18 protein-coding genes and 1 pseudogene are annotated in these 22,343 nt (G+C 72.9%); 13 read left to right on the top strand and 6 right to left on the bottom strand.

The genetic code is table 11. The features are described from left to right. Nucleotides 1-15: 15 nt before the first annotated feature. A complete protein-coding gene (locus tag ACFWVE_RS17765; protein ID WP_384014666.1) occupies nucleotides 16-678 on the bottom strand; it encodes a hypothetical protein in 663 nt (220 codons plus the stop codon). A 33-nt stretch (nucleotides 679-711) separates the two neighbouring features. Then, a complete protein-coding gene (locus ACFWVE_RS17770) occupies nucleotides 712-1,176 on the bottom strand; it encodes an ATP-binding protein (RefSeq protein WP_384014669.1) in 465 nt (154 codons plus the stop codon). Nucleotides 1,177-1,285: 109 nt separating this feature from the next. On the opposite strand from ACFWVE_RS17770, the gene ACFWVE_RS17775 reads away from it, so the two are divergent. From ACFWVE_RS17775 to ACFWVE_RS17795, 5 genes are all read left to right on the top strand, one after another. Continuing rightward, nucleotides 1,286-2,131, top strand: coding sequence for a Scr1 family TA system antitoxin-like transcriptional regulator (locus ACFWVE_RS17775; RefSeq protein WP_384014672.1), 846 nt, complete (start codon nucleotides 1,286-1,288; stop codon nucleotides 2,129-2,131). Then, nucleotides 2,128-2,331, top strand: coding sequence for a DUF397 domain-containing protein (locus ACFWVE_RS17780; protein WP_384014675.1), 204 nt, complete (start codon nucleotides 2,128-2,130; stop codon nucleotides 2,329-2,331). Before ACFWVE_RS17775 ends, ACFWVE_RS17780 begins: the two co-directional genes overlap by 4 nt. Before the next feature lie 257 nt (nucleotides 2,332-2,588). Next, nucleotides 2,589-3,467: an alpha/beta hydrolase gene (locus tag ACFWVE_RS17785; RefSeq protein ID WP_384014678.1), complete on the top strand. Its 879-nt coding sequence runs from the start codon at nucleotides 2,589-2,591 to the stop codon at nucleotides 3,465-3,467. Between the two features lie 63 nt (nucleotides 3,468-3,530). Beyond that, entirely contained in the window at nucleotides 3,531-4,211 is a 681-nt protein-coding gene (locus tag ACFWVE_RS17790) for a maleylpyruvate isomerase family mycothiol-dependent enzyme (protein ID WP_384014682.1), read from the top strand. Nucleotides 4,212-4,347: 136 nt separating this feature from the next. Next, nucleotides 4,348-5,070: a copper homeostasis protein CutC gene (locus tag ACFWVE_RS17795; protein WP_384014685.1), complete on the top strand. Its 723-nt coding sequence runs from the start codon at nucleotides 4,348-4,350 to the stop codon at nucleotides 5,068-5,070. 20 nt (nucleotides 5,071-5,090) lie between these two features. Here the strand turns inward: ACFWVE_RS17795 and ACFWVE_RS17800 are convergent, their stop codons facing one another. Further along, nucleotides 5,091-7,199, bottom strand: a complete 2,109-nt coding sequence (locus ACFWVE_RS17800; RefSeq protein WP_384014688.1) for a HelD family protein — start codon at nucleotides 7,197-7,199, stop codon at nucleotides 5,091-5,093. Between the two features lie 342 nt (nucleotides 7,200-7,541). Here ACFWVE_RS17800 and ACFWVE_RS17805 point away from each other — a divergent pair, with 342 nt between their 5' ends. After that, nucleotides 7,542-7,742 carry a hypothetical protein gene (locus tag ACFWVE_RS17805; RefSeq protein WP_384014691.1) on the top strand — a complete coding sequence of 67 codons (201 nt, stop codon included), beginning with the start codon at nucleotides 7,542-7,544 and terminating at the stop codon, nucleotides 7,740-7,742. 39 nt (nucleotides 7,743-7,781) lie between these two features. On the opposite strand, the gene ACFWVE_RS17810 is transcribed toward ACFWVE_RS17805, so the two are convergent. Continuing rightward, nucleotides 7,782-9,623, bottom strand: coding sequence for an alpha/beta hydrolase (locus ACFWVE_RS17810; protein ID WP_384014694.1), 1,842 nt, complete (start codon nucleotides 9,621-9,623; stop codon nucleotides 7,782-7,784). Nucleotides 9,624-10,054: 431 nt separating this feature from the next. Further along, the gene (locus tag ACFWVE_RS17815) at nucleotides 10,055-11,698 is read right to left on the bottom strand and encodes a DNA repair helicase XPB (protein ID WP_384014697.1); all 1,644 of its coding nucleotides are present in this window, start codon (nucleotides 11,696-11,698) and stop codon (nucleotides 10,055-10,057) included. Between the two features lie 535 nt (nucleotides 11,699-12,233). On the opposite strand from ACFWVE_RS17815, the gene kdpF reads away from it, so the two are divergent. The 5 genes and pseudogenes from kdpF to ACFWVE_RS17840 form a co-directional block, all read left to right on the top strand. Further along, the gene (kdpF, locus tag ACFWVE_RS17820) at nucleotides 12,234-12,323 is read left to right on the top strand and encodes a K(+)-transporting ATPase subunit F (RefSeq protein WP_384014699.1); all 90 of its coding nucleotides are present in this window, start codon (nucleotides 12,234-12,236) and stop codon (nucleotides 12,321-12,323) included. 7 nt (nucleotides 12,324-12,330) lie between these two features. After that, the gene (gene kdpA / locus ACFWVE_RS17825; RefSeq protein WP_384014703.1) at nucleotides 12,331-14,016 is read left to right on the top strand and encodes a potassium-transporting ATPase subunit KdpA; all 1,686 of its coding nucleotides are present in this window, start codon (nucleotides 12,331-12,333) and stop codon (nucleotides 14,014-14,016) included. Next, nucleotides 14,013-16,145 carry a potassium-transporting ATPase subunit KdpB gene (gene kdpB / locus ACFWVE_RS17830; protein WP_384014705.1) on the top strand — a complete coding sequence of 711 codons (2,133 nt, stop codon included), beginning with the start codon at nucleotides 14,013-14,015 and terminating at the stop codon, nucleotides 16,143-16,145. Before kdpA ends, kdpB begins: the two co-directional genes overlap by 4 nt. A gap of 5 nt (nucleotides 16,146-16,150) precedes the next feature. Next, complete coding sequence (locus ACFWVE_RS17835) at nucleotides 16,151-16,819, top strand: potassium-transporting ATPase subunit C (protein WP_384014707.1); 669 nt, start codon at nucleotides 16,151-16,153, stop codon at nucleotides 16,817-16,819. A 118-nt stretch (nucleotides 16,820-16,937) separates the two neighbouring features. Next, a pseudogene (locus tag ACFWVE_RS17840) lies at nucleotides 16,938-17,395 on the top strand (response regulator); the annotation flags it as partial. A gap of 46 nt (nucleotides 17,396-17,441) precedes the next feature. On the opposite strand, the gene ACFWVE_RS17845 reads toward ACFWVE_RS17840, so the two are convergent. After that, nucleotides 17,442-20,123 carry a helicase C-terminal domain-containing protein gene (locus ACFWVE_RS17845; RefSeq protein ID WP_384014709.1) on the bottom strand — a complete coding sequence of 894 codons (2,682 nt, stop codon included), beginning with the start codon at nucleotides 20,121-20,123 and terminating at the stop codon, nucleotides 17,442-17,444. Nucleotides 20,124-20,242: 119 nt separating this feature from the next. Here ACFWVE_RS17845 and ACFWVE_RS17850 point away from each other — a divergent pair, with 119 nt between their 5' ends. Together ACFWVE_RS17850 and ACFWVE_RS17855 are read left to right on the top strand one after the other, a co-directional pair. Beyond that, nucleotides 20,243-21,346, top strand: a complete 1,104-nt coding sequence (locus ACFWVE_RS17850; protein WP_384014712.1) for a hypothetical protein — start codon at nucleotides 20,243-20,245, stop codon at nucleotides 21,344-21,346. Between the two features lie 283 nt (nucleotides 21,347-21,629). Beyond that, entirely contained in the window at nucleotides 21,630-22,265 is a 636-nt protein-coding gene (locus tag ACFWVE_RS17855) for an HAD family hydrolase (protein ID WP_384014715.1), read from the top strand. Nucleotides 22,266-22,343: the final 78 nt, after the last annotated feature.

The raw sequence follows: 22,343 nt of genomic DNA on the forward strand, positions 1-22,343 counted from the left end.
CCCATGAGGGGCAGGCTACGAGGGCGGCGGCGCCGGGGGCGACAGCATTTCCAGCTCACCGCCGATGTTGTACCGGGCCGTGGCCTCCCAGTGCTCCCGCCCGTACGGCGTGCGGAACAGGTGAGGCAGGCCGAGGAGCCGACGCAGCACGGCGGCCCGCCCCTCGCGGAAGGCGTCGCCGGGGACGAAGTGGTACTCCTCGCGGACGGCGGCGGTGTAGGCGGCGTACGCGGACGGCGGCGAGGCGAGGACGGCCAGATCCGCGTCGCACAGCACCTGGCCGTCGGGGTCGTCGTCGGCCGGGTCGTGGGTGACGGTGAGCCGCACCAGCCGGGCCACCTCGGCGACCTTCGCCTCCGGAACCCCGGCCTCGGCCAGCGCCCGCTCGGCCAGTCGCGCCGACCGCTCCTCGTTCTCGGACCGGTCGGGCAGATAGACGGCGTCATGGAACCACGCCGCCAGCCGCACGACATCCACGTCGTCCGCGTACGCCGCCAACTCGTCGACCCGGTCGAGCACGGCGGTGAGGTGCGCGACGGTGTGATACCGCCGTTGATCCTCCTGCCAGCGGTTGAGCAGATTGTCGGCGTAGAGGGCGGGATCGGGCCCGCCCCCGGCCCCCCTGGCCCCCTCCAGAGCCCGGACGAAACGCTCACGCAGAACATCGGTGTCGACCATGCGGCCATTGTTCCCGGTACGCGCCCCGAGAGGTCAGAGGTCGATCTCGGCCCGTACCGTTTTGCCGGGGCCGCCGTCTCCGCGCGGCCCGACCTCCATCCGGCTCGTCAGGCAGGCCACCAGCCAGAGACCTCGGCCGGTCTCGGCTTCGGGGCCCTCGGGAGCGTGGGGCCGTGCCGGAGGCAGGCGGTCGTCGCGGGTATCGACGACCTCGACGCGGAGGAGATCGCGTACCGCGGTCAGCGTCAGGCTCAGTCGGAAGTCGCGGCCCGGGACCCGGCCGTGGGTCACCGCGTTCGCGGCGAGTTCGGCGACGATCAGGGTCGCGGTGTCGTTCACCTCGGACTCGTAGGGGAAGCCCCAGGCGTCAAGCCGGTGGGAAGTGAGCCGCCGGGCGAGGCGGGCGCCTCGCGGGGTCGAGGTGAAGCACATGGAGAACTCTTCGGCGTGTGCTGTGGAGTGGCTGGTGCGCTCGAAGGGGGGAGTTCCGGTCGTCATGAAGGTGAGCCTTGTCGGGCGCGCGTACGGTGACCAGCGACCACGTCCTTACACAGTGTGTCTGTAGGGGCGCCGTATGTGTCTGTCAGGGCAGGAACAGGGGTGGCCCATGGTGCAGGTTTCGGAACAGGTGGTCGCGGTGCGCGGCCAGGATCCTGCCGACGAGCTACTACGGTGCTTCGGTAGGCAGATCAAGCTCCTTCGGGAGCGTGCCGGTCTCACCCAGGCCGCCCTCGGACCGCTCCTCGGATACAGCGAGGCGCAGATCGCCGCGATTGAGCAAGGGCGACGTATCGCCCGGCCGGACACCATCGAGAAGCTGGACACGCTGCTCGGGGCGGACGGGATCCTGCTCGCGATGAAGCGGGCGGTCGCCCTGACGCGATACCCCGCCTTCTTCCGGGATGCTGCGCGGATCGAGGAGACCGCAGTTGAGTTCCACCAGTATGCGCCGTTGATCGTGCCGGGCATGCTTCAGACCGAGGACTACGCCAGGACGATGTTCACGGTGTGGCGTCCGCGTCGGAACGAGGCGGAGATCGAGCAGATGGTGGCGGCGCGGCTCGCACGACACGAACTCTTCGACCGTAAGCCCGCGCCCGTACTCAGCTTTGTCCTGGAAGAGGCCGTCCTCCAACGGCCCATCGGGGGCCGGGAAGTGCTGCAAGGTCAGCTTGAGCACTTGCTCCTCACCGGTCAGAACCCGAACGTAGAGATTCAGGTGATGCCGACCGAGGCGACCGACCACGCCTGTGTGGACGGCCCGTTCACGCTGATGGTGCCGGAAGGAGGGGAGCAGGTGGCCTATCTGGAGAGCCAGGGAAGCGGTCGGGTGGTCACCGACAGGGAAATCGTCCGCGGCATCGCGGCGCGGTATGGAATCATCCGGGCTCAGGCGCTGGCCCCGAGGGAATCCCTGCGCCGCATCGAGAAGCTGCTGCAAGGAGACCCATGACAAGTGAGCAGTCCAAGGGCCAGTCGCTCAACTGGTTCAAGTCCAGCTACAGCGGCGGTTCTGGTGGCGACTGCGTCGAGGTCGCCGCCCTCCCCGCCTCCGTCCGCGTCCGCGACTCCAAGGACACCGGCCGGGGCACCTTCACCGTGGCCCCGGCCGCGTGGTCCGCGTTCATCGCTCACGCACGCCACACGCACTGACCGAAAAACGCCGTCAAGAATGGCGTGGCGGTCGGCTTGGCCCACTTCCGTCGGCCCTGGCAGCATCGGCGGTAGCAGACAGAACAGGGTGCACACGGCTGCACCAGGTCCTGGGGCCGCTCCTTCGGGGGCGGCCCGAGTGCTTTCCGGCAAGGGTCGCCGGATCGCACGCACCTGTCCGTATGTCACCCCCGGGCCCCGGGCCCGACCGGCGAGATCGCGGCGTGCGTGCCGCCGGTACCGTGAGAAAGCGGAAAGTGAGCCGCCGGGTGCAACCGACGTTCGTACTGGTCCACGGAGCCTTCGCGAACTCCTTCTCCTTCGCGCCGCTCCAGGCCGAACCGGGCCTGCTCGGGCACCGTTCGGCCGCCGTCGACCTGCCCGGCCACGGCTTCGCGGCGACCTGCACCCGCGCCTACCAGGCGCCGCAGGATCCCGAAGGTCTCGCCACCGCGTCCGGTGCGATCAAGGGCGTCACGCTCGCCGACAACGCCGCGCACCTGATCGGGGTCCTGGAGCGGGCCGAGCGGAACGGCCCGGTGGTCCTCGTCGCCCACAGCCGCGGCGGCGTCACGGCCACGGCCGCGGCCGACGCGCGGCCCGACCTGATCGACCGCATCGTCTACGTCGCGGCCTGGTGCCCGGTCGCGCTCGACGTCGGCGACTACTACGCCGAGCCGGAGACGGCCACGGTCGACGCCGCCTCCCTGGGACTGGCGATGGCCGGAAACCCCGCCGAACTCGGCCTGCTCCGCGTCAACTTCCGCACCGCGGACCCGGCCGCCCTCGCGGCGTTCAAGGCGGCCTTCCTCGCCGACGGCACCGACGAGGAATTCCTGACCTTCCTGAACACCTTCCAGCCCGACGAGAACCTGGACGTCGGCACCTCCGCGGACCGGGCGCAGGCGGCGACCTGGGGCCGCATCCCGAAGACCTTCGTCCGCCTGGCCGACGACGCGAGCATGCCGCTCGCCCTGCAGGACCGGCTGATCCGCGAGGGCGACGAACTGACGCCGGACAACCCGTACGACGTCCGCACGCTCGCGGGCAGTCACCTGAAGTGGCTGGTCGACCCGGCGCCGGCGGCCCGGATCCTGGGCGAACTCGCCGCGCTCCCGGCCCCGTCCGCGGGGTGACTCCCGCTCTCGCCCCGGAACGATTCCCCTCCCGGGGGCGGAGCCGCCACTAGCGTGGACCGCATGACGACTCCTGCTGATGTGCACGGCGTGCGTGAACCCGGGCTTCCCGGGAGGTTGTTGACCGTTGAGCGGGACGCGCTGGTCCCGTTGCTGCGGGGGCGGGCGGAGGAGGACTTCGGCCGGCCGGTCGTGGCCTGCCCGGGGTGGACCGTGCGGGACGTGCTGGCGCACTGTTCGGCCGCGCTCACACGGGTGGTGGAGAGCCGGTTCGAGGAGGGGGTGTTCTCGCCCGCGTCGAACGAACGGGACATCGCCGAGCGGGGCGCCTGGAGCAACCAGCGTGTGGTGGACGAACTGGAGCGGGGGATGACCGAGGCCGGGCCGGTGATCGCCGGGGCGGGCGGGCTCCTCGACATCCTCGCGCTGGGCGAGTGGGTGCATGCCGGTGACGTGCGCGAGGCGCTCGGGGAGCCCGGGGCGTACGCGGGGGCCGGGCTGCCGTACGCGCTCGATCTGCTGGCCCGCGTCACGGGTGTGACGGGGCATCTGCCGCTGCACGCCGATCTCGACGACGCCGACGAGCCGCTGCGGCTCGGGAAGGTCTCCGGGCAACGGCCCCCGGCGCGGTACATCGGGGGCGGGGCGACGCTGGTGCGACTGTACGCGGGACGCCCGGTGGACGGGGCCTCGTACGAGCTGGCCGGGGCGGAGACCGCGGAGCTGAACATCTTCGGGGGGTGAGACCGGCCTCGGGGTGCGGGGGCGCGGATCCCCGGTCGGCGGGCGTAGGCTGGATTGGACTAGACCTCTAGGTCTCCAGTCGTCGACGTCGTAGAAGTCGTCGGTCCGTGCCCTTGATGCCGAGGAATGGGGTTCCATGAGCAAGCGTGCCGTCCTGGAGGTGATCGCCCTCGACGTCGAGGACGCCGTTGCCGCGCGGGCGGGAGGCGCGGACCGGCTCGAGCTGGTCACCGACATGGCCGCCGACGGGCTCACCCCGTCCGCCGCCACCGTCGCCGCCGTCCGCGCGGCCGTCGGCCTCCCGCTGCGGGTGATGCTGCGCCTGGCGGACGGGTTCGCCGCCGGTGACCTCGACCGGCTGGTGCGCACCGCCCACGCGATGCGGGACGCCGGGGCCGACGAGTTCGTCCTCGGGTTCCTCGACGGCGACGGCCGGGTGGACCTGGACGCCGTGGAACGGGTCGTCGGGGCGCTGGACGGCTGCCCGTGGACCTTCCACCGCGCCATCGACCGCGCCGCCGACCGCGGCGCCCTCCGCAAACAGCTCGACGGGCTGCCCGGCCTCGACACCTACCTCACGGCCGGCGCGCCCGGCGGCGTGGCCGACGGATTGTCCACCCTGCTGGCCGAGGCCCGGTGCGGGCGCGAGGACGAGCCCGGGTACCAGCAGCACCTGCTCGTCGGGGGCGGCCTGCGACTGGAGCACGTTCCCGCGCTGCTCACCGCCGGGGTCCACGCCTTCCACATCGGGGGCGCGGCCCGGCCCGGCGGATGGACCGGGCCCGTCTCGGCGGAAGCCGTCGCGCAGTGGCGCCGGGTGGTGGACGGGGCGGCCGAAGAGGCGGTCGACGGGGGCTGACGCCGTCCCGCCGGGTCGGCTCAGTTCGGCAGCAGCTGCTCCGGCAACGGCGCCGCATGCGTCACGATCAGGCCCGAGACCGCTCGGGTCAGCGCCACGTACAGGCGGCGCAGGCCGGTGCGTTCGTCGGGCTCGCCGTCGACCACGGCGCGCGGCTCGTCCAGGACCACGTAGTCGTACTCCAGGCCCTTCGCCAGCGACGCCGGGACCAGGGTGAGCCGGGTGTCGTACGTCGTCTCCTCGCCCGGCGCGACGTAACCGGTGCCCGCCCCCGTGAGGGCCTTCGCCAACTCCGGGATCCGGGCGTCGGCGGCGATCAGGCCGACCGAGCCCTCGTGGGCCAGCAGTTCGCGGCAGGCCTCGAGCACGTCGTCGGTTCCGTCGGCCGGCCGGACGGTGAACAGGCCCGGGTTGTCGCGGATCGACGCCACCGGCGCCAGGCCCGGCGCGATGTGCGGGAGCAGCCGGGAGGCGTACGCGATCACGTCCGTCGGGACGCGGAAACCGGCGGTCAGTTCCTCCACCACCGCGTCCCGCTTACCCAGATGGCCCAGCGCCTCCTCCCAGCTCCGGGTCGCCCACGGCGTGGTGCCCTGGGCCAGGTCGCCCAGGACGGTCGCCGAACCGGTCGTGCAGCGCCGGCCCACCGCCCGGTACTGCATGGGCGAGAGGTCCTGCGCCTCGTCGAGCACCACGTGCCCGAGGGACGGGGTGCGCCGGATCAGATCGGTGGCCTCGTCGATCAGTACCGCGTCCGCCGCCGACCACTGCGCGGACTTCACCGACCGCGCCGGCTTCGCCCAGAGGATCGCCTTCTGCTCGTCCTCGTCCAGCAGTCCGGCCGCGTGCCCGGCCAGGAACTCCGGGTCCGCCAGCAGGCGCAGAACGAGCTTCGCCGGATCGACGGCCGGCCAGAGAGCCTTCACGGCCGCCTTCACCGCGCCGTTGCGGGCCACCGTGTCCTGCACCCTGTCGTCCGGCGCCTCCCCGGCCCGCTCCATCTGCACCAGCACGGCGTGCGCGATGCGCTGCGGCAGGGCCTCGCGGGCGGCACCGTAGCGGATGTCCCGGTCGAGCAACTGGCGTACCAGTTCCTCCAGTTCGTACGCCGCTACCCGCCAGCGGCGTGAACCGCGCACGACGACGACCGGTTCGGTGGGCATGGCCACGTGTGCGTAGAGGGCCCGGCGCAGCACCTCGGCCATCCTCGCGTCGCCCTTGACGAGCGCGGTGCGCGCGTCGTCCGTCCCGCGCACCTCGACATGGGCCACCAGGTCGTCCACCGTCGCCTGCCCGACCGCCAGCTCGCCCAGCGCGGGCAGCACCTGCTCGATGTAGTGGAGGAAGGACCGGTTCGGGCCGACGACCAGCGTGCCCGTGCGGGCCAGCCGCTCGCGGTGGGCGTACAGGAGGTAGGCGACCCGGTGCAGACCCACGGCCGTCTTCCCGGTGCCGGGGCCGCCCTGCACGCAGACGCTGCCCGTCAGGCCGGACCGTACGATCTCGTCCTGCTCGGGCTGGATCGTGGCGACGATGTCGCGCATCGGGCCGACGCGCGGGCGTTCGATCTCCTGCTGGAGCAGCCTGCTGGTGACGGCCTCCCCGGCGGAGCCGGACAATGTCACCGCGGTGGGGTCGGACAGGTGCTCGTCCTCGTACGCCGTGAGGTCGCCGCCGGTGTAGCCGAAACGGCGGCGCAGCGCGACGTCCATCGGGTCCTTCTTCGACGCCCGGTAGAACGGCTGCGAGACCGGCGCACGCCAGTCGATCACCATCGGGTCGCCGTCGGCGTCGTGCACATGCCGGCGCCCGATGTAGAACTGCTCGCCCCCAGCCCCTTCCGCCTCCTCGGCGCCCGGAGCGTGCAGGTAGTCGAGGCGCCCGAAGAACAGCGGGGTGCCGCTGAGGTCGGCCAGCGCCTTGACGCGGTCCTCGATCTGCCGCTCCAGGATCTGCGCGTTGACCCAGTTCGCGGTGACGTCGCGGATGTCGAGGGCCTCGACGTCCTCGCGCATCGCGCGCAGGGCGGTGCGGGACGCGGCGAGGTGGGCGCGCTCGCGGACCAGCGGGCCTGCGGGGTCGGGGGTGGGCGTGGCTGTGGCGGCGGGTTCGGGGATGTGCGCGGGCACGGGTCTGCCTCCGGCTGGTGCGGGCGGTGATGCCGTGTGATCACGGCATGGCGGACCGCCCGGTTTCCGTCCGGGCGGTGGCACTCCGGCGAGGGAGGCGGGAGGACCCCGGTCGGCTACCGTTCCAGTGGCCGGGGCGAGCGGGGGATTCTAGTCGGCTCCCGCACGCAGAGCGAACGAATAAAGCGGTGCCCCGCACTTCTGAGGGAGCTCTCAGGGGATATCAGGAGCGCGGGTCCTCCTCGAAGGGGACACCGTGCGTCTTGGGGCGTATGCGAAGGGACCTGAAGTCGGGCCCCACGACCGATGCCCCGAACGGGTGATATGGCGCACTCTGGACACATGAGTACAGCGACCTTCATCCCAGGCAACCGGGCCCGTGACCAGGGCACCCCCAGTGGTGCCACCGCCACCGGCTCCGTCCACCACTCCCCGCACCGCGTCGGCAACGCCCTGCGCGCGGTGCGGGTCTTCGCCGAGAGCCTCTTCTCGGTCGTTGTCCTCGGCGAGTACAGGGAGGAGGCGGGCGTCCGCCGCCGCTGACCGTGCAGTCCCCGGACCCGGACCCGGACCCGGCCTTGGTCAGGGAGCCGTGCGGCGGTCCTCCGGGAGAAGGCGGTCCTCCGGGAGAAGCAGACCGGCGACGACGTCCAGGGGCCGGCGGCCGTACGGCAGTGCCGCGTCCCCGGCTCCGGCCGGCGGCAGGAGCCCGGCCGGCGCGCCCGCCGTTGCCGACTCCGGCGTGACCTCGGGGTCCGGCCCCGGCGGTGTCCCGGGGATCCGTTCGACGAACGGCGGGAGATCCTGCGCGCACCGCGCGTTCTCCGGCGGCAGCGCACCCGTGAGGAAGTAGCGCACGGCGTACCGCCCCACGCACGCGCTCGGGTTGTCCAGCGCGGTGTGGCCGTACCCGTCCACCGTCAGCAGTCGCGCGTCACGCAGTTGCCCGGCCATGCTCACGCCCGCCGCGTAGGGGGTGGAGGGGTCGTGGGTCGTGTTCACCACCAGCACCGGATGGGCGGTCGCCCCGTCCCACGGGCCGGTGTACGGGGCGGCGGCGCGGGCCGGCCAGGCGGCGCACGGCTCGTTGGCCCACACCCACCAGCGGGCCAAGGCCCCCGCTTGTGCCACCGCCCGTTCCTCCAGCTCCGGGTAGAGCCGCGGCGACCGCGGATTGGGGCTCTCCGCGCACAGCACCGCGAGCGACTGTTCGAAGCCCGGATAACGTGTCGGGCCCGCCGGATCGCTGAGCGGAATGAGCGGCCGGCCGCTCCACAGCGTCTGCAGCAGGTCGGCGACCCCGGCCCAGCCGGGGTGCACGGTGTAGAGCCCGCCGCGCACCTCGCTCACCGCCCTCGCGTACGTCGGGTCGCCCGCCGGACGCCGGGCGAGGCGCGCCATGAGGGTGTCGTACTTGTCGCGGGTGGCCGCCGGGCTGCCCGCCGAGAAGACGCAGCCGGTCACGGGCGCGCGCCCGCAGTGGTCGAGGAACTGCGCCAGCGTGTCGGCCGACCCGAGGTGGGAGCCGAGCCGCAGGAAAGTGTTCAGCGCGGCCGACGCGCCGGCCCCGCTCGTCGCGCGGGCCCCGTCCGCCGTCCTGGCCGGGGCCGCCGCGACGCGCTCGTCCACCCAGGCCGAAGGGTCCACGTTCCCGTCGAGGACGAGCCGTCCGGCCCGTTCGGGGAACAGGTTCGCGTAGGTCGCGCCGAGGAGGGTGCCGTACGAGACGCCCCAGTAGTGCAGCTGTTCCTCGCCGACCGCGGCGCGCAGCAGGTCCAGGTCGCGGGCGGTGTCGGCGGTCGAGACATGGCGCAGCAGCTGCGGATCGCTCTGCTCGCAGCGCTCCGCGAGATCGGCGTACGCGGCGATGTACGCCTGCTGCGCCCGCTCGCCCACCGGGAACGGAGGGAGGTCCGCCTGCCAGTCGGTGGCCTCCTCGGCGGTGCCGAAGCAGCGTACGGCCGTACTCTCGCCGACGCCGCGCGGGTCCCAGCTGACGATGTCGTAGCGGTCCCGCAGGTCGTCCGGGAACTTGTCGTACAGCTCCGGGAGTCCGACGGTGCCGGGTCCGCCCGGACCGCCGGGGTTGAAGAACAGCGTGCCGGCCCGCTTCTCCGGGGCCGCGGCACGGTGCCTGATCACCGCCAGCTCGATCGTGCGGTCCCCGGGGCGGGCGTGGTCCAGGGGCACGTTCGCCACCGCGCACTCGAACCCGGTCTGCGTCACGCCCCGGCAGTCCTGCCACCGCAGCACCACGCCGCCGCCCCCGCCGCCCCCGCCGCCCCCGCCGCCCCCGCCGCCCCCGCCGACCGGTCCGCCCGCGGCCACGGGCCCGGCCGCCCCGAGCAGCAGCACCAGCGCCCCGGCCGCCGCCCCCGCGGCCCTGGTGAGCGGTATCCGTGTGGCGGTGGCGGTCCGTGACATGGGCAGGCCCTTCCCTCGCGGCAGCCGGGAGACGGGCCTGCGGCAGCGGACCCGCTGTCATACCACCGGCGGTCCACCGACCGGGCAACCGACACGCGTCCGTTCGGGTGCCGAAGTGAGTAACCCGCGCCCGCCCGACCGGGACCGCCGGGCCTGGGCGGCACCCACCGTCGTGACCGTGCTGCTGGTGTTCGACCTCCCGCAGGGCTGGGGCCTGTCCGGCGGATCATGCCGAAGACCTGGGGTCCGGCACGCCCGTCCGCGGCGTTGTCGTCGGTTGCCGGCTCCCCCGGGCTCCCGGCTCCGCCCGAGCGGGGAGGGGCCCCCATCGCGTCGGCGCCCTCCTCCGCCTTGCGGCCGAGCGCACCGGACCCCACTCGCCCCGGCCGGCTGGAGACCGCCGACCGCCTCCGACCCGATCCGCCGGAGCCCTAGTTCTCCGCGAGGAGCTCGTCCGCGTCCATGATCCTGTACGCGTACCCCTGTTCCGCCAGGAACCGCTGGCGGTGGGCGGCGAAGTCCTGGTCGATGGTGTCGCGGGCGACGACGGAGTAGAAGTGGGCCTGGTGGCCGTCCGCCTTGGGGCGCAGCACCCGGCCCAGCCGCTGGGCCTCCTCCTGCCGGGACCCGAAGGTGCCCGACACCTGGATGGCGACCGTGGCCTCCGGCAGGTCGATCGAGAAGTTCGCGACCTTGGAGACGACCAGGACGCTGATCTCGCCCTCCCGGAACGCGTCGAACAGCTTCTCCCGCTGGGCGTTCGACGTCTCACCCTTGATCACGGGGGCGTTCAGGTGTTCGCCCAGCTCGTCCAGCTGGTCGATGTACTGCCCGATGACGAGGATCTGCTGCCCCGCGAACCGCCGGACGATCGCCTCCGTCACCTTCCGCTTGGTCGCGGTCGTCGCGCAGAAGCGGTACTTCTCCTCGGTCTCCGCGGTGGCGTACGCGATCCGCTCGGAGTCGGTGAGGTTGACCCGGACCTCGACGCAGTCGGCGGGCGCGATGTAGCCCTGCGCCTCGATCTCCTTCCACGGCGCGTCGAACCGCTTCGGCCCGATCAGCGAGAACACGTCCGACTCGCGGCCGTCCTCCCGTACGAGCGTGGCCGTGAGTCCCAGCCGCCGGCGGGCCTGGAGGTCCGCCGTGAACTTGAAGACGGGGGCGGGCAGCAGGTGCACCTCGTCGTACAGGATCAGGCCCCAGTCCCGGGAGTCGAACAGCTCCAGGTGCGGGTAGACACCCTTGCGGCGGGTCGTCAGCACCTGGTACGTGGCGATGGTGACGGGCCGGATCTCCTTCCGCGTCCCGCTGTACTCGCCGATCTCGTCCTCGGTCAGCGAGGTCCGCTTCACCAGCTCGTGCTTCCACTGGCGGGCCGAGACCGTGTTGGTGACCAGGATCAGCGTGGTCGCCTTCGCCTGCGCCATCGAACCGGCGCCGACCAGCGTCTTGCCCGCGCCGCAGGGCAGGACGACCACGCCGGAGCCGCCGTGCCAGAAGTTCTCCACGGCCTGCTTCTGGTAGGGGCGCAGCGCCCACCCGTCCTCGCGCAGCTCGATGTCGTGCGCCTCGCCGTCCACGTACCCGGCGAGGTCCTCGGCGGGCCAGCCCAGCTTCAGCAGCACCTGCTTGATCTGCCCGCGCTCGGAGGGGTGCACGGCGACGGTGTCCGGGTCGACGCGGGCGCCGACCAGCGGGGCGATCCGCTTGGAGCGCAGCACCTCCTCCAGGACGGGCCGGTCGGTGCTGGTCAGGACGAGACCGTGCGTCGGGTGCTTGAGCAGGCTGAGCCGGCCGTAGCGGTCCATCGTCTCGGCGATGTCGACGAGCAGCGCGTGCGGCACCGGGTAGCGGCTGTACTTCACCAGCGCGTCCACGACCTGCTCGGCGTCGTGGCCGGCGGCCCGCGCGTTCCACAGGCCGAGCGGGGTCACCCGGTAGGTGTGGATGTGTTCCGGTGCCCGCTCCAGCTCGGCGAACGGGGCGACGGCACGACGGCACTCCCCGGCCTGCTCGTGGTCGACTTCCAGGAGAAGCGTCTTGTCGGACTGGACGATGAGCGGACCATTCACGCGCGGCTGCCTTTCTGCGACGGGCTCGGCACGGGCATGCACGGGCACAGCACGGCCAAACGTCCAGTTTGCCTGATCGCCCGCCCCTTGAGGGCCGGAGTGACGGTGACCACAGCAGGGACGGCGAAGCGCCGTACGGGGGAGCGGGCAGGTGCCGGTCCGGACCCGGGTGCTGGTTCGGACCCGGACCGAGGAGTCACGCATCCCGATTCGTCGTCGCCCACGCGGTGCGGCGCGAGGGCGACGCCGTGATCCGCCGGTTGCGGTTTCCGCCCGTCCCGACGGTGTGCGGCGGCTCCTGACGCTCGCAGGGGCCTGCGGCCGTCCGTCCGTAAGGGACCCGCTAAAAGCGTTCGGTCCCCCGTACGGAAGCCGTCAACGGTGGCCGAATCCGGCCGCGCAGGCGCTTTTCTCTTCTTGTCGGATTCTTTTTCGAACCTCATTAGGAGCTTGCGATGGCCGATGTGGCCTTCGTCGCCGTCACGATCGCGGTGTTCGCGCTCGTGGCTCTCGTCGCCAAGGGCGTGACGAAGCTGTGACCGTCGAGAACGTCGTCGGCCTGATCACCGCCGTCGCCCTGCTGGGATACCTCGTCCTCGCCCTGCTCTTCCCGGAGAGGTTCTGAGCACCGCATGAGTCCCGTCCTCGCCGGCGTGCTCCAGTTGCTCGCCCTCATGGCCGCGCTGGCGCTCGCCCACGTCCCCCTCGGCAGCTACATGGCCAGGGTCTACTCCTCCGACAGGCACTGGCGCGTGGAGAAGTGGATCTACAAGGGCGTCGGTGCCGACCCCGACGCGGATATGCGCTGGTCCGCCTATCTGCGCGGCGTGCTGGCCTTCTCCGTGGTCGGTGTCCTCTTCCTCTACGGCCTCCAGCGGCTCCAGGGCGTGCTGCCCGGCTCGCTGGGTTTCGCCCCGATCGATCCGGACCAGGCGTTCAACACCGCCGTCTCCTTCGTCACCAACACGAACTGGCAGTCGTACTACGGCGAGCAGGCCATGGGGCACGTCGTGCAGACCGCCGGTCTGGCCGTGCAGAACTTCGTCTCCGCGGCGGTCGGGATCGCCGTCTGCATGGCCCTGGTGCGCGGATTCGCCCTCCCCCGAGCAGGGGGGACCTCCGTGCGCGACGGCGGGCTGGGCAACTTCTGGGCCGACCTGGTGCGGGGCGTGGTCCGTATCCTGCTGCCGCTCGCGGCCGTCGGCGCGGTCGTCCTCGTGGCCTGCGGGGTGATCCAGAACTTCTCCGGCATCCATGAGGTCGGCCAGTTCATGGGCGGCACGCAGCAGTGGAACGGCGGCGCGGTCGCCTCGCAAGAGGCGATCAAGGAGCTCGGTACCAACGGCGGCGGCTACTTCAACGCCAACTCCGCCCACCCGTTCGAGAATCCCACCCCGTTCACGAACCTCTTCGAGATCTTCCTGATCCTTCTCATCCCCTTCTCGCTGACCCGGACGTTCGGCCTCATGGTCGGCTCCGTCCGGCAGGGCTACGCGATCCTCGCGGCCATGGCCACCATCTGGGTCGGTTTCACCGTCCTGATGATGTGGACCGAGTTCGCCCACCGCGGCGCGGCACTCGAGCTCGCGGGCGGTGCGACGGAGGGCAAGGAGGTCCGCTTCGGTGTCGGCGCCTCCTCGATCTTCGCGGTGGCCACCACCCTCACCTCCACCGGCGCCGTCGACTCCTTCCACTCCTCCTACACCGGCCTCGGCGGCGGCATCACCCTGCTCGGCATGATGCTCGGCGAAATCGCGCCCGGCGGTGTCGGCTCCGGCCTCTACGGCATGCTCGTCATGGCGGTCATCGCGGTGTTCATCGCCGGCCTGATGGTCGGACGCACCCCCGAGTACCTCGGCAGGAAGATCGGCATCCGTGAGATCAAGTTCGCCGCCTGCTACATCCTGATCACCCCGGCGCTGGTACTGACCTTCACCGCCGCGGCGATGGCTCTGTCCACTCCGGCGAACTCGATGACCAACAGCGGGGCGCACGGGTTCTCGGAGATCCTGTACGCCTACACCTCCGCCTCGAACAACAACGGCTCCGCCTTCGCCGGTCTGAACGCGGACACCCAGTGGTTCAACACCACGCTGGGCCTGGCGATGCTGCTCGGCCGTTTCCTGCCGATGGTGTTCGTCCTGGCGCTGGCGGGATCGCTGGCGGAGCAGCGGCCGGTTCCGACCACCGCGGGCACCCTGCGCACCGAGAAGCCCCTGTTCACCGGGCTGCTGGTGGGGGCGGTCCTGATCATCACCGGCCTGACCTACTTCCCGGCGCTTGCGCTGGGTCCCCTCGCGGAGGGGCTGGCGGCATGACCACAGACACGCGGAAGCACGAGGACCCGATGTCCACCACCACCCCGACCCGGGTGCCGCACAACGACGCACCCACCGGGCACACGTCAGGCCAGGGCCGTGTCGGCGCGGGCCTCTTCGACCCGAAGCAGCTGGTCGAGTCGCTGCCCGATGCCCTCCGCAAGCTCGATCCGCGGGTGATGGTGAAGTCGCCCGTCATGTTCGTGGTCCTGATCGGATCCGTCCTGACGACGGTGTTCTCCTTCATGGACCCGGGCGACTGGTTCGGCTGGACCATCAGCGCCTGGCTCTGGCTGACCGTGCTCTTCGCCAACCTCGCGGAGGCCGTCGCCGAGGGCCGCGGCAAGGCGCAGGCCGACACCCTGCGCAGGGCCCGAACCGGTACCGTCGCCCGCCGCCTCGTGGACGGACGCGAGGAACGGGCGCCCGGTACCGCACTGCGGATCGGTGACCTGGTGGTCTGCGAGGCGGGCGACATCATCCCCGGGGACGGTGACGTCGTCGAGGGCGTCGCCTCCGTGGACGAGTCGGCGATCACCGGCGAGTCGGCCCCGGTCATCCGCGAGTCCGGCGGCGACCGCAGCGCCGTCACCGGCGGTACGAAGGTCCTCTCCGACCGCATCGTCGTCAGGATCACCACACGACCCGGCGAGACCTTCATCGACCGGATGATCAACCTGGTCGAGGGCGCCACCCGGCAGAAGACGCCCAACGAGATCGCGCTGAACATCCTGCTCGCCTCGCTGACCGTCGTCTTCCTCCTCGCCTGCGCCACTCTGCAGCCGTTCGCGAACTACGCGGGCACCGAGCTGACGACGGTCGTGCTCGTCGCGCTGCTGGTCTGCCTCATCCCGACGACGATCGGGGCCCTGCTGTCGGCGATCGGCATCGCGGGCATGGACCGGCTGGTGCAGCGCAACGTGCTGGCCATGTCGGGCCGCGCGGTCGAGGCCGCCGGCGACGTCTCCACGCTGCTGCTGGACAAGACCGGCACCATCACGCTGGGCAACCGGCAGGCCGCCGAGTTCGTCCCGGCAGGCGGTACCACCGAGGCCGAGGTCGCGGACGCCGCCCAGCTGTCGTCGCTGGCCGACGAGACCCCGGAGGGCCGCTCCGTGGTCGTCCTCGCCAAGGAGAAGTACGGACTGCGCGAACGCCACCAGGGCGAACTCGTCGGTGCCGACTGGATCCGGTTCACCGCCCAGACCCGTATGTCGGGCGTCGACACCGACGGACGCAAGGTGCGCAAGGGCGCGAAGGGTTCCGTGATCGCCTGGGTCGAGGAGCGCGGCGGCACGGTCGCCGCCGACATCGGCGAGAGCGCGAACCGTGTCTCCGAGGCGGGCGGCACGCCGCTGCTGGTGGCGGTCGAGGACGACCGGGGCGCTCGCGTCCTGGGCGTCATCCACCTCAAGGACGTCGTCAAGCACGGCATGCGCGAACGGTTCGAGGAACTGCGCCGCATGGGCATCAAGACCGTCATGATCACGGGCGACAACCCGCTGACCGCCAAGGCGATCGCCGACGAGGCCGGCGTCGACGACTTCCTCGCCGAGGCCACCCCCGAGGACAAGATGGCCCTCATCAGGCGCGAACAGGCCGGCGGCAAGCTGGTCGCGATGACCGGCGACGGCACCAACGACGCCCCCGCGCTGGCCCGGGCGGACGTCGGCGTGGCGATGAACACCGGAACGTCGGCCGCCAAGGAGGCCGGCAACATGGTCGACCTCGACTCCGACCCGACCAAACTCATCGAGATCGTGGAGATCGGCAAGCAGCTCCTCATCACCCGCGGCGCGCTCACGACGTTCTCCATCGCCAACGACGTCGCCAAGTACTTCGCGATCATCCCGGCGCTGTTCGCCGCCGTCCACCCGGGCCTGGACAAGCTCGACGTCATGCGCCTGTCCTCGCCCGATTCCGCGATCCTCTCGGCGGTGATCTTCAACGCGCTGATCATCGTCGCGCTGGTCCCGCTCGCGCTGAGGGGGGTGCGCTACCGGCCGATGAGCGCCGACCGGATGCTCCGCCGCAACCTCACCGTCTACGGGCTCGGCGGGCTGATCGCCCCCTTCGCCGGCATCAAGATCATCGACTTGTTCGTCTCCCTCATCCCCGGAATCGGCTGATCGCCATGAACCACTCCGTATCGAACACCGCCCGGCTCCTCGGGGCGGGCCTGCGCGCCCTCCTCGTCCTGACCCTGGTCACCGGCATCGTCTATCCACTGGTGATCACCGGCATCGCCCAGGGGCTTCTTCCAGGCAGGGCGAACGGTTCCGAGATCAAGGCGGACGGCAGGGTCGTCGGCTCATCACTGATCGGGCAGTCGTACAACCTGCCGCTGAAGGAGGGGCAGGAGACTCCGGAACCGGACCTGAAGTGGTTCCAGGGCCGTCCGGCCAACGGCCTCGGCACCAACAGCGTCAACACCCAGTACGAGCTCATCCTGTCCGGCGCCACCAACCGCTCCGCCGACAACGCGGAGCTGATCCGGTGGGTGAGGGACGCCAAGGCCGCGGTCGTCAGGGAGAATTCCGTGGACGGTCACACCGTCAGGCCCTCCGACGTGCCCGCCGACGCGGTCACCTCCTCCGGCTCCGGCCTGGACCCGCACATCTCCCCGCAGTACGCGGACCTCCAGGCCCCCCGGGTCGCGGAGCGGAACGGGCTGGCCGTCGCGCGGGTCGACAAGCTCGTCGACGAGCACACCCGGGGCCGCACCCTCGGCTTCCTCGGTGAACCCCGGGTCAATGTGCTCGAACTGAACATCGCGCTCAAGGAACTCATGGCCAAGAACTGACGGAGTGACGCGAAGGGCCCGGGAGGCATTCGGAATGCCTCCCGGGCCACCGGCTCCCACCGCCGTGAACTCCCGGCGGACCGCTCCACCCCGTGCACGACGGGAAAGGCGCACACCGATGGCCCGGGTGCCGGTCGTGGAGGACGACCCCCAGCTCGTACGCGCGCCCGTCATCACCATGCGGGCCCGCCACTACGGGGTCGACGAGGCCCCGGACGGTGCCACGGCCCTGCGCCTGGCGGCCACGCGCCGGCCCGACGCGGTCTTCCTCGACCTCGGCCTCCCGGACACGGACGGCGTCGACGTCATCAGGGACTGCGCGGCTGGACCCGTGTGCCGATCCTGGTGCTGTCCGCCCGCCAGGCCTCCGGTGAGAAGGCCGCCGCGCTGGACGCGGGAGCCGACGACCACATCACCAGGCCGTTCAGCATGAACGAGCTGCTCGCCCGTCCGCGCGCCGCGGCCCGCCGCACGCGGACCGCGCCGAGCGCACCCGGGGTTCCGCTGGTCACGACGGACGAATTCACCGTCGACCCGGCCGCGAAGAGGGTCCGCCGGGCCGACCGCGACATCCGACGCCGTGCTCCGCACCGTGCGGGGAGCCCGTGCGGCGGAGCGGGCTTCAGTTCTCGTCGTCCGCCAGCTCCGCGACCCCGGTGATCCGGTGCAGCGGGTACGTCCGCACCTCGTCGGCCGTGTGGTCGTACGCGGTGACGAAGCCGCCCTCGACACGGACCGGGGCGATGACGCGCTGGCTGGCGGCACCCTCGGCGTTGACGTAGCCGATCCACAGTGCCTCGCCGGTGAGGACGGCGGCCTGCACGGTGGCGAGGGTCTCGGCGGCCCCGGTACGCGGCAGCGCACCGCTCCCCGCCCCGGCATCGCCCGTCTCCCCGGCCGTGGCCCTGCGCGGGGTCGTGGCGGCGAGGTCGCCGGCGCGGACGGCGCGGATCGCCGCCGTGAGCAGGGTCTCGTCGGGCACCGGCGGCCCCTCCGGGACCGGCTCGGGTGCCGTGCGCGGCGGGGTGCGGCGGGCGTCGGCGCGGGTGATCAGGACATCGCCCTCGGCGGACTCGGCGGCCGGCGCGAACCCCATCCGGCGCAGCCCCTCCAACAGGCCGGCCGGATCGGCCTGCGCGGCCAGCACGGTCGGCGCGAGCCGGCGCAGGCCCAGCCCGGCGGCCCGCTTGTCGGCGAGGATCTCGTTCAGCACCGCGTCGTCGTCGCAGCGCACGTAGGCGGAGGCCGCGCCCACCCGCAGATGCCCGTGTCTGCGGGCCACGTCGTCGATCAGGTACGCCAGCGGCTGCGGCACCGGCGTACGGGAGTGCGCGGCGAGGAAGGCGTGCAGGTCGGCGGCGGCCCGGCCGGCGTCCAGGGCACGGCGTACCGAGCCCGGCGTGAACCGGTAGACGGTCGCCCCGCCCTTCGACTCCACGTCCGCCAGCACCCCCAGCATGTCCGCGAGCGGCCGCTGGAGCGGGCCGGGCGCGACCGCCGTCAGGTCGGCCTGGAGCAGGACGTGGTCCAGCGGTTCGGGCAGCAGCGGGGCGAGCAGCCGGGCGGCGGAGGAGGACGCGGCGGCCTGCTCGGCGGGAGTGGGAGCGGCGGGGCTGGGGGAGGGCGAGGCGGGGAAATCCGGGTGCGGGACGGACGGCCGGTGGTGGTGGTGGACGGGGAGACGGTCGCCCGGCCCCGTCGACCCCGGCCCCGACGCGGATTCGGAGGGGGACTTCGACTCCGAGTCCGGCGCCTTCCGCCCCGCCCGCGCCTTCGGCGCGGGCAACGCGAGCAGGACCCGTCCGTGCGCGGACAGCGCGCCGCGGCCGGTGATGCCCAGCATCTCGGCCTCGGTCAGCGTCCACCGGGCGAGCCGCGAGCGCAGATCGTCGCCCTCACCCGCGCCCCCTCCGGTAGAACCGGAACCGCCCGTGCCGCCCGCCGAGCGCAACGGCCGCTCCCACCGCAGCCGCTCCGACACGGACCCGGAGTCCGGCGCCGCCCCCTCCGGCAGCCCCGCCAGCAGGGCCAGCACCCGGCGCCGCACCTCGGGCGCCGCGGACCGGTCGAGCCCCGGACCCAGTGCCGCCAGGGTGTGGTCCTTCGCGTCCCGCCCGCCGACCAGCCCCGGCGTCCGGGTCGCCGCCAGCCACGCCGCGGCGAGCGTCGTCCAGCGCTCGGCGGCGGGCCGTTCGAGCCAGGTGTCGTACGCCGGGGTCGCCGCGTACCGCTCGTCGGCCTCACCGTCGGAGGCCACCAGCCCCGCCGCATAAGCCAGTTCGACCCAGAACGCGGCGACCGGCTCGGTCACGTCCAGGGCGGCGGCGGTCCGCTTCAGGTCCCGCATGCTCAGCCCGCCGGACCGCAGCACCGCCGGGCCGCCCTCGTCCCAGTCCTTCAGCAGCTCCTCGACGGTCGCCAGTGCCGTGTACGCCTGCCCGGCCGCGGTCGCGTCCACCACCTGTGGACGGTGCGTGGCCGCGGCCTCGACCGGCGGCGGCACCGGCTCCGTCGTCCGGTGCGCCCGCCCGCCGCGCAGGTGCAGCGCCACCTCCCGCGGCAGGACGACCGTCCCGGGCGCGGTCGGCAGCAGCAGCCCCCGGTCCAGCAGCCGGCGCAGCCGGGCCGCGGGCTCGGCGGTGATCTGACCGTAGGGCGGCCCCCAGACCAGCCGCTCCAGCACCTCCACCGACTCCGGCGGCACCTCGGCCAGCAGCGCCGCCATCCGCGCCCGGTGCGTGAACAGCCCGGTCAGCGCCGCCACGGCGGAGACCGAGTCGTGCGTGGAGGGCAGTCCGGCCGCCGTGACGATCTCCTGGATCCGCCCCGGGGACATCCCGGCCGTCGCCTCCCGCACGGTCGGGCCGAGGCCCGTCGGCGAGGGGTGCTGCGGGGACGGGGAGAGCAGCTCACGGGCCGTACGGACCAGCCGCAGCCGGTCGTCGTCGCCCCACACCAGCGCCTGCTCACGCAGCGTCCGCACGGCGCCCGGCAGCGCGGCGGACACCGCGGGGTCGCCCCCGTCGCCCGCGAGCAGCCCGAGCAGTTCGTCGTACGGCGCCGGATCCGCCGCCACGGCCAGCGCCTGGGCGGTCTGCATCGTGAACCGGTCCAGCCGCTCCAGGGCGCGGACGACCGAGGCACGCGTACCGGCCCGGGTGGCCAGCTGCGTGAGGTCGGTGGGCACGGGCGTGACGAGATCCGGCCGGCTGCGCAGGAGCGCGGCAAGCCCGGCGTCGTCCCGTGCCCGGAGTGCCTCCGCGAGGGATCGGGGGGCCGCCGCGGGCTTCTCCTCGGTGCTCATCCGCATCACGGTAGCGGGTGGATACGCCGGTGGGGTGCGTGGAGTTGGGCCGGCCGGCCGGACTCGCGGTACCGTCGTGCGACGTCGTCCGCCAACGCAACCGCCCCGGAGGGGACTTCGTGGGTATCGAGAGTGACCAGGTCGTCTACGAGTATCTGAGCCGCGTCGGCGACGTGGCCCAGCAGCGGCAGCTGCCGTCGGCGACCCGTATGCGTCTGGTCGCCGGGCTGCGGGACGAGATCGACCGGCGCCGGGCGAAGGCCGTGGTCGACTCCCCGACGGCCGTGCGCCGCATCATCTCCCGCATGGGCACCCCGGACGAGGTCGTGACGGCGGCCTCTTCCAGCGCCTCCGGCAACACCTCCGGCACCGAGGGGACGGCTTCCGGCGCGGAGGGGAACGGGAGTGCCCCCCTGAGCAAGCCCGCGCCGGCCCCCGCCGCGGTTCCCGCCCAGCGGGGCGGCGACCGTGCCCAGCGGGCGAAGAGCGTCCTGCGCCGCGCCGTCCCCCGCCCCCGCCCGGCCGACCACCCGCACGCCACCCCCGCGGCCCCTGCCGCCCCTGCCGCGCCCTCCGTCCCCGGCGGACCGTCCGCGCCGCACCGGGCCGGTATGGACGAACTCGGCGACAGCACCACCCAGCCCGACTGGTGGCGGACGGACAGCAGCCCCTTCGGCGTCGGCGACCAGGTACCCGGCTTCATCGGCGGCGTGGAGATCCCCGAACTGCTCAAGGCCCCGCCGGCCACGGACGACGCCCGGGGCGCCGACGGGCGGCCGGGCGGAAACATGCCCGCCCCCGCCTCCGCCCCCGTCGTCGAGGCCGGGAGCGAGAAGGAGAAGACCGGCTCCGTCTTCCGGCGCAGGCTTTTGCGCCTCCCGTCCGGCGGCTGGAGCAACCCGCTGCTCCTGGTAGCCGCGGGCCTGCTGGTCGTGGGCGCCGTGCTCGGCAACTGGTTCGCCCTGTTCCTCGGCTGGGTCATCGTCTACGCCTCCCGCCGTCTCAGCCGGGCCGAGGTCAAGTGGGCGGTCGTCGTCCTGCCCGGTCTCGCGATCGCGGGCGGAGTCGCCTGGCTGTGGGGCAGGACCGAGGGACGCTGGGGCACCCCCATCGCCGACGGCGCCATGAACGACGCCGTCTTCGAGACCTGGCCCTGGGTGGTCCGGGCCGCCGCCGTCGCCTCGGCCCTGTTCCTGACCTGGCGCTCCCAGCGCCCCCGCTAGGCCTGTCCGGCGGATCATGCCGAGGACGTGGGGTCCGGCACGCCCGTCCGCGGCGTTGTCGTCGGTCGCCGGCTTCCCCGGGCTCCCGGCTCCGCCCGAGCGGGGAGGGACCCCCCTCGCGTCGGCGCGCCCTCCTCCGCCCTGCGGCCGAACGCACCGGACCCCACCCGCCCCGGCCGGACGGACACCGCCGACCGCCTCCGACCCGATCCGCCGGACAGGCCCCAGGCCCCGGGGAGGTACGCCGGTCCGTCGTTTGCGTGCGCTGGGCACAATGGCGGGTATGGCCTCCACGACCGCGCTCCCGCCCACCGTCGGTTTCGACCTCGACATGACGCTCATCGACTCCCGGCCCGGCATCCGCGCCTGCTACCAGGCGCTCTCCGAGCGGACCGGGACCCCCATCGACGCCGATCTCGCCGTCACCCGGCTGGGACCGCCCCTCGCGGACGAGCTGATCAACTGGTTCCCGGCCGACCGGGTCGACGAGATGGCCGACCTGTACCGGGCGATGTACCCGACGTACGCCATCGCCGCCACGCCCGCGCTGCCCGGCGCCCGCGAGGCCATGTCCGCCGTACGCGAGGCGGGCGGGCGCACCGTCGTCGTCACCGCGAAGTACGAGCCGAACGCCAAGCTGCACCTGTCCCACCTCGGCATCGAACCGGACGCCGTGATCGGTGACCTGTGGGCCGAGCAGAAGGCGCCGGCGCTGCGCGAGCACGGCGCGGGCGTGTACGTCGGCGACCACGTGGGCGACGTGCGCGGCGCGCGGACCGCCGGCGCGCTGTCCGTCGCCGTCGCCACCGGCCCCTGCGACCCCGCGGAACTGCGGAAGGCCGGCGCGGACGTCGTCCTCACCGACCTCACCGAATTCCCCCGCTGGTTCTCGGCCTACGCGGCCGGAATCCAGGCCTGACGCGTGGCGGTGCGTGCCCGGCCTCAGCCCGGCCGAAACGGCGGGGCCGGGGCACCGTCAAGAGCGACGGCCCGGGGC

The sequence above is a fragment of the Streptomyces sp. NPDC058632 genome, from assembly GCF_042717095.1.
Classification (GTDB): domain Bacteria; phylum Actinomycetota; class Actinomycetes; order Streptomycetales; family Streptomycetaceae; genus Streptomyces.

Coding starts and splice junctions, on each gene's coding strand:
- ACFWVE_RS17765 (WP_384014666.1), bottom strand. CDS start 678: ATGGTCGACACCGATGTTCTGCGTGAGCGTTTCGTCCGGGCTCTGGAG.
- ACFWVE_RS17770 (WP_384014669.1), bottom strand. CDS start 1,176: ATGACGACCGGAACTCCCCCCTTCGAGCGCACCAGCCACTCCACAGCA.
- ACFWVE_RS17775 (WP_384014672.1), top strand. CDS start 1,286: ATGGTGCAGGTTTCGGAACAGGTGGTCGCGGTGCGCGGCCAGGATCCT.
- ACFWVE_RS17780 (WP_384014675.1), top strand. CDS start 2,128: ATGACAAGTGAGCAGTCCAAGGGCCAGTCGCTCAACTGGTTCAAGTCC.
- ACFWVE_RS17790 (WP_384014682.1), top strand. CDS start 3,531: ATGACGACTCCTGCTGATGTGCACGGCGTGCGTGAACCCGGGCTTCCC.
- ACFWVE_RS17795 (WP_384014685.1), top strand. CDS start 4,348: ATGAGCAAGCGTGCCGTCCTGGAGGTGATCGCCCTCGACGTCGAGGAC.
- ACFWVE_RS17805 (WP_384014691.1), top strand. CDS start 7,542: ATGAGTACAGCGACCTTCATCCCAGGCAACCGGGCCCGTGACCAGGGC.
- ACFWVE_RS17810 (WP_384014694.1), bottom strand. CDS start 9,623: ATGTCACGGACCGCCACCGCCACACGGATACCGCTCACCAGGGCCGCG.
- kdpA (WP_384014703.1), top strand. CDS start 12,331: ATGAGTCCCGTCCTCGCCGGCGTGCTCCAGTTGCTCGCCCTCATGGCC.
- kdpB (WP_384014705.1), top strand. CDS start 14,013: ATGACCACAGACACGCGGAAGCACGAGGACCCGATGTCCACCACCACC.
- ACFWVE_RS17835 (WP_384014707.1), top strand. CDS start 16,151: ATGAACCACTCCGTATCGAACACCGCCCGGCTCCTCGGGGCGGGCCTG.
- ACFWVE_RS17845 (WP_384014709.1), bottom strand. CDS start 20,123: ATGAGCACCGAGGAGAAGCCCGCGGCGGCCCCCCGATCCCTCGCGGAG.
- ACFWVE_RS17855 (WP_384014715.1), top strand. CDS start 21,630: ATGGCCTCCACGACCGCGCTCCCGCCCACCGTCGGTTTCGACCTCGAC.